General features: G+C 71.6%; 7 protein-coding genes. All 7 read right to left on the bottom strand.

The annotated features are described in order from the left end of the window. A partial coding sequence (locus APM_RS08320; RefSeq protein ID WP_007422921.1) for a glycine-rich domain-containing protein occupies window positions 1–1,061 on the bottom strand: 1,061 nt, incomplete at its 3' end. A 92-nt stretch (window positions 1,062–1,153) separates the two neighbouring features. Continuing rightward, window positions 1,154–1,828, bottom strand: a complete 675-nt coding sequence (locus APM_RS08325; RefSeq protein WP_007422920.1) for a hypothetical protein — start codon at window positions 1,826–1,828, stop codon at window positions 1,154–1,156. Between the two features lie 3 nt (window positions 1,829–1,831). Continuing rightward, the gene (locus APM_RS08330; RefSeq protein ID WP_007422922.1) at window positions 1,832–2,956 is read right to left on the bottom strand and encodes a baseplate J/gp47 family protein; all 1,125 of its coding nucleotides are present in this window, start codon (window positions 2,954–2,956) and stop codon (window positions 1,832–1,834) included. Window positions 2,957–2,974: 18 nt separating this feature from the next. After that, the gene (locus APM_RS08335) at window positions 2,975–3,343 is read right to left on the bottom strand and encodes a hypothetical protein (RefSeq protein WP_007422923.1); all 369 of its coding nucleotides are present in this window, start codon (window positions 3,341–3,343) and stop codon (window positions 2,975–2,977) included. After that, window positions 3,343–3,891, bottom strand: a complete 549-nt coding sequence (locus APM_RS08340; protein ID WP_007422924.1) for a phage baseplate assembly protein V — start codon at window positions 3,889–3,891, stop codon at window positions 3,343–3,345. Before APM_RS08340 ends, APM_RS08335 begins: the two co-directional genes overlap by 1 nt. Beyond that, window positions 3,888–4,868 (bottom strand): hypothetical protein, encoded by a 981-nt coding sequence (locus tag APM_RS08345; RefSeq protein ID WP_007422925.1) that lies wholly within the window; start codon window positions 4,866–4,868, stop codon window positions 3,888–3,890. The genes APM_RS08340 and APM_RS08345 overlap by 4 nt, the downstream gene beginning before the upstream one ends. Then, a partial coding sequence (locus tag APM_RS08350) for a hypothetical protein (RefSeq protein ID WP_371259407.1) occupies window positions 4,861–5,119 on the bottom strand: 259 nt, incomplete at its 5' end. The genes APM_RS08350 and APM_RS08345, both read right to left, overlap by 8 nt.

The raw sequence follows: 5,119 nt of genomic DNA on the forward strand, positions 1-5,119 counted from the left end.
CCGTCACCGCCCATCGCCCCGCCCTGGATGATCCGCGCCCCGGAACCGATACCGCCGGCACCGCCCGCCGTTGCGAACAGCGAGCCGGAGCCGCCTTCGCCGCCGGTGCCGCCGGTGGCCGACATGTAGCTGCCGAAGCTCGACGTGCCGCCATTGCCGCCACTGGCCGGCGAGGTGGGCGCCACGCCCCCCGCGCCCACCGTCACCGCAACCACCTGCCCCGGCACGAGGCCGGTGACGATGTCGATCGCCGTCCCACCGGCGCCACCGCCGGCGCCGGGCATCGAGACGTGGTATCCCGCCGCACCGCCGCCGCCGACCACCGTCACCTTCGCCTGCGTCACCCCGGGCGGCACGACGAAACTGCCCGAGCTCTCGAACACCTGCATCTGCGAGAAGCCCGGCCGCAGCTGCGGCAGCTTGAAGGGCAGGAACGGCGCCTGCGGCAGCGTGACGATATCGGCCGCGGTAATCGCGCTCTGCCCGTAATTGACGGTGACGACGTAAAGCCCCACCCACCCCGCATCCACCGGCGGCGTCACCTGGGTTCCCGCCGCCGCCGCCGCCCCCGGCTTGACCTGCAGCTGAACCCGCTGCAGCCGCTGCGTGTTCTGCGCCCCGCCCGAATTGCCCGGCCCGGAATACGGCACCGAAGGATCGGCGGCGTTCACGTAGGGCAGCACGACCGGATCGGCGTCGGCCTCCGAAAACGTCGCCTCGATCAGGTAATTCACCGACTGGCCGGAACTGGCCGGCGCCGCGAGGGTGAACGTGACCGGATCGAGATTGATGCCCATCCGCACCGTCTGCTGCGCGGTATCCTGCGGCAGGCTGCCATAGCTGTTGGCATCGACCGGCCCGAGCTGGGTGATCGATCCCGGCGCCACCGTCACCGTCAGCGAGGCCGGCACGGTCGGCGTGCAGGCCAGCCCGTCCGCGACCATGCCGCCGCCGAGCACCGCTTCATTGAGCGCGCCGATCGCGACCATCACGTTGCGGTTGAGGTTCAGAATGTCGGTATCCAGCGGGATCGCCCCCGGATAGACGATGGTCCTGTCCATGAAGATGTCCTTGTCATGAGGCCGTGCGACGGCACCCGCCGCATCAGGGCGGCGGCCGGCCGGCAGGGATGAAAACGGCGCGGGATCGCCCGTCAGTTCAGCAACCGCGTCCAGGCGATGGCATTGACCGGCAGCACGCCGGCGATGGTTGCGTAGATGTCGGCATCGGTGGCCAGCCCCACATCCTGGGCGAGATCGCTCCAGGCCAGCGGCGAGGTCGAATACCCGCCCGGCCCGTACCCGAACCCGCCGGACGCGCCGCTGCCGGCCACGAGCGGGCGATAGGCCGTCACGAAACACTGATAGGGCAGGGCAAGGCTGCCATAGCCGCCGCGCGCGCCATACCCCAGCGTGTTGGCGCCATAGCCGCCGGTATCGCCCGTGTTGGCGGGCTCGAAGATCGCCGGCGCCCGCCCGGTCTCGGCGGTGATCGCCGCCGCCAGCGCCGCCCGCGTTGCCTTCGGTGCCAGCAGATTGGCGCGGATCCGCATGCTGAACGCGGCATCCGCCTCGCCCGCCCGCCGGACGATGCGCCCGCCCAGATAGTCGCGCGCGGCAATGTCCAGCATCGGCCCCGAGGCCGTCGCGATCCGCGTCTGCCGCCGCACCGCGCCGATCAGCGCGTAAAGCCCGGCCCAGAGCGCGCCGAGCCCGCCGAGAACCTGGTCCAGCACCGGCGTCGCATCGGCGAACCAGCCGGCCGGCAGGACCATTTTCAGCCGCGCCGCCATGTCGGCCGCGCTGCCGGGGGGATTCGAACCGCTCATGGCTCAGCTCACGCCGATCGTGCCGGCCCGCACCACCCCGAACGCGGGCGGCGCCAGATCGGCCGTGCCACCGTTCAGCAGGGCGTCGGTCACGTTCACCACCGCGTCGGACGCGTCATAGGCAATCTGCAGCAGCTTCGAGTAAGGCAGCGTCGCGCCCACCGGTAGCCCGCCGATATAGGCCGCGATCGCCACTGTCACCGCGGAGATGGCGGCCTGCGGCACCGTCCCTGGCGCCAGCACCAGCGTCATCGACACGTTCGCCGCCACCACCCTCGGCCCCTGCACCGCGAAACGCGTGCCCACCGGCCGCACCGCGTCCACCGCCCGGCCCAGCGTCGCCAGCAGCGAGGCCGGCGGATGGCCGGTTCCGTCATCCACCGTGACGATGAAATTGCCCATGCTGACGGCCCCGGTCTGGTCGACATTCTCGCTGATCGTCACCGACAGCCCCTGCTGCACACCGGCCACCGCTTCCTCGATGGCGCCGGTCGTCGCGCGCGACAGGCTGGCGAGATAGTTGCCGAACCGCGCCTTGAACGCGGCATCGCTCTCCGCGTCCACGCCGCCGCCCATCGGCGCCGCGTTGCTCACGGTGTCGATCCCGGCGATCGCCGTGGTCAGCAGCGAAATCGCCCCCGCCACCACGTTGCCGGCCGCCCCCGGCACCACCGCGCTCACCGGCAGGTCGATCGAGGCAACACCCGCCGCCAGCGTGTATCCGCCCTGCGCCGCCGAAAAATCCGGGTTCGCCGGGTCGGCCGTCACCGCGAAACTCTGGCTGCCATCGGCGGTCATCGCCGTCGCGCCGACCGGCACGAAGGCCGACAGCACAGGGGCGAACCGCGCGAAGGTCACCGTGCCGCCGGCCGCCACCGCCGGCAGCCGGGCGAAGCCGAAATCCGCGCCGAAACTGTCGCAGTCGGCCCCGGTGCTGGTGGCTAGCCGCGTGGTCAGCAGCACCTGCACGATCATCCATTGCAGCCAGAGGCCGAGCGAGGCGTTCGCCTCGAGCAGCGCCCGCAGGACCGACCCGACGGTCAGGTCCAGCGCCTGGCTCGCCGCCCCCTGCAGGGCAGCGGCCATCTGCTCCACCATGGCGGTGAAGCTCTGCAGCGATAATTGCATCGGAATTCCCTGTGCTGATCAGACGGAACCCGGCAGCGCGAGCACCCGCGCCCGTCCCGTCGCGGCGTCCTGATAGGCGATGGTCATCGCCAGCCCGCCCGGATTGCCCTGGCTGACCGTGATCTGCGGCGGCGGCGCGCTCGCCACCCGCGTCTCGCCGCGCATTTGCGCCCGCGCCAGCGCGCCGGCAGCAGCGGCAGGCCCCGCCGCGCCGACGAACTGGCCGAGCCCGGCGCCATAGGAAAGCTGCCAGACATACCCGCCGGGATTGGTCAGCAGCCGCCGCAGCACCCGCTGCTCGGTCAGCGCCGCCGCCTCGGCCAGAGCAAGGTCGCCGCCATCGCCGAAGGCAAGGTCGCCGCCGAAGGTCAATGCGAGATCCGCCATCACACCACCGTCGAGGGCGTGCCGGTCGAACCGCCCTGCGGATCGGGATGGGTGTGCCCGTCATGGGCCCGCCGCAGCGTATCGAGACTGCCATGCGTCCCGCTCAGGTCCGAAATCTCTCCGCTCACCATCAGATCCCCCTCGATCGAAACCGTCCCGGCTTTCATCGCGATCGTCCCGTCATTGCGCAGCCGCAGGAACGATCCGCTCTGATGCACGAGCCACAACTCGCCCACCGCCGCCTGCGGCGCCGGATCGCGGTCCGACCACAGCCGGCCGAGGACCACCGCCTGTTCGGCGTCGCCCTCCTGCCCGAGCACCAGAACCTGGTCGCCCGGTGACAACGGCGCCGCCATGCCCCAGCCGGCGCCGACCCATCCGGCCAGCACCGGCAGCCAGCCCGAGAGCACGCCCTCCGGCTGCAACGTCACCCGCGCCGCGTAGGCGGCCGGATCGAAACTCGCGACCACGGCGAACCGCGCCTGCGCCGAAAGCCCGTCGAGCGCCGCCGCCCGGCCTTTCACCGCGTTCCAGAAATGCTCCATCATGCCGCCCGCATCGCCTCGAAATGCTGCAGGAACCCGATCCGCCCGCCGATCACCCGCTCCACGCTCCGCACCACATACGCGCCATCGAGCGCGGTCTGCGTGCCCTGCAGCAGGATCGGGGTTCCCGGCGCCATCGACGTCTCGCCCGGCATGCTCGCCTGCAGCCGCACCGCCTGCGCGGCCAGCGCCGCCTGCGCCGCCGCCGCAACGCGCTCTGCCTCGCCCTGGGTCAGGTTCGGGCGGATCAGCGTCGTCCCGCCGGAACTGCCAGCGCTCGAACTGAACGCCGCCTTGCTCTTCGGGTTCCAGCTCCGCACCGTCACCTTCGGGCTTGCCAGCGCCACCGCGCGATCGCAGCCCAGCGTCATCAGATCCCGCCCATAGGTCAGCAGCATCGGCGCGCCGGCCGGCGGCGCCGTGAAATTCAGCGTCGTCCCGGTCACCGAAAGGCTGAACCGCTCACGCACTGCGAGCGCGGCCAGCAGGTCCCACCGCGTCGCGTGCCGCGAATGCAGACCGAGCCCGGTCTGCGCATGCGCCAGCTCGTAATACTGGCCGATCCGCGTCCTCGTCGCGTCCACATTCGCGGCAAGCCCGGCCTCGCCGGCAAATCCCGTCGCCACCTCACTCGCCGTGAGGTTCGAGAAGGTCTGGTCCACCTCGGCGTCGATCAACCGCGCGGCGAGATCCCGCCCGCTCAGGATCGCGGCACCGAGATCGAACCGGATCGCGACATTGTCGACCTGCCCCACGACCAGCGCCGGCCCGGTCCCGATGCCCGCCGTCACTACCCCGCCCTGCAGCCCCGCGAACCAGGCCGCGCCGCCCGGCACCGCGCCGATCGCGAATTCGAGGACGAAGCACGCCGCCTCGAACGCGCCGGGCTGGCGGATTTCCAGCCGCTCCAGCCCCGGCAGCGGCGCTCCGTCGAGCGTCGCGAACGGAGCAATCGCCCTCACCGTCACCGCCTCAGACACGCGGCACCCCGCCACCCGCATTCGGGTCCACTGGCGGCAGCACCAGCGTCACCAGCCCGACCAGCACAGGGTCGGACAGCCCGTTGAGCTGCGCGATGCGAATCCACTGCGTCGCATCGCCCAGATGCCGCGCGGCGATCTCGTAGAGATTGCCGCCCGCGACCGTGATCGTCGTCGTCCCGCTCATGCCGCCCCCAATGAAGCGTTGCCGGCGGCGCGGCCGAGATAGGCGGCGGCCCCGCCCAGCGCCG

Origin of the sequence: Acidiphilium sp. PM (genome assembly GCF_000219295.1) — a bacterium.
Lineage (GTDB): Bacteria > Pseudomonadota > Alphaproteobacteria > Acetobacterales > Acetobacteraceae > Acidiphilium > Acidiphilium multivorum.

Excerpts from the sequence above, each read along its gene's own strand:
- APM_RS08325 (WP_007422920.1), bottom strand. The coding sequence starts at position 1,828 with ATGAGCGGTTCGAATCCCCCCGGCAGCGCGGCCGACATGGCGGCGCGG.
- APM_RS08330 (WP_007422922.1), bottom strand. The coding sequence starts at position 2,956 with ATGCAATTATCGCTGCAGAGCTTCACCGCCATGGTGGAGCAGATGGCC.
- APM_RS08335 (WP_007422923.1), bottom strand. The coding sequence starts at position 3,343 with ATGGCGGATCTCGCATTGACCTTCGGCGGCGACCTTGCCTTCGGCGAT.
- APM_RS08340 (WP_007422924.1), bottom strand. The coding sequence starts at position 3,891 with ATGATGGAGCATTTCTGGAACGCGGTGAAAGGCCGGGCGGCGGCGCTC.